Annotated in this window: 1 protein-coding gene; it reads right to left on the bottom strand. The window is 78.0% G+C overall.

Going from position 1 to position 518, the window contains the following annotated elements:
* On the bottom strand, nucleotides 1-518 hold a 518-nt coding region (locus tag PYV61_RS26545), incomplete at both ends, for an FtsX-like permease family protein (RefSeq protein WP_275836897.1).

Genomic DNA, 518 nt, shown 5'->3' with positions numbered 1-518 from the left:
AGACCACGATTTGTCTTCCTAAGACCGCTTGGCCCTCCGACTTCGCCAGCTCCGCGACCACCAGCGCCGGGCGCGCCTGCCCCTGCCGCCGCGTCGCGCTGGCGTTGGGCCCCGCGTTCTGCAGCGCGCCGCGCAGGTTCGGGCGCGAGGCGCGCAGCGCGATCCCGAGCCCGCTGGCCAGCGCGGCGAGCGTCGTCAGCGCGGCGCAGAACGCCGCCACGCGCCAGTCGACGCGCAGGTCGATCCAGTACGGCACGCGCCCGGCGACGCGCGCGCCCGCCTCGGCGACCGCCAGCAACGCCAGCCAGAAGCCGAGCACCGCGCCGTGCGCCGCCTGCACGCCGATCTCCAGCAGCAGCTGCCGCACCAGGCGCGCGCGGCTCGCGCCGATCGCCGCGCGCACGGCCATCTCGCGCCGCCGCGCCGCCGCGCGCGCGAGCAGCAGCCCGGCCACGTTCGCGCACACCACGAGCAGCACCAGCAGCACCGCGCCGAGCAGCGCCCACCCGAGCGGGGCC

This window comes from Roseisolibacter sp. H3M3-2 (assembly GCF_029211165.1).
In the GTDB taxonomy this organism is placed as follows: Bacteria; Gemmatimonadota; Gemmatimonadetes; order Gemmatimonadales; family Gemmatimonadaceae; genus Roseisolibacter.
Note: the sequence above shows the minus strand (reverse complement) of the source record. Positions and strands in the feature narration are given on the sequence as shown.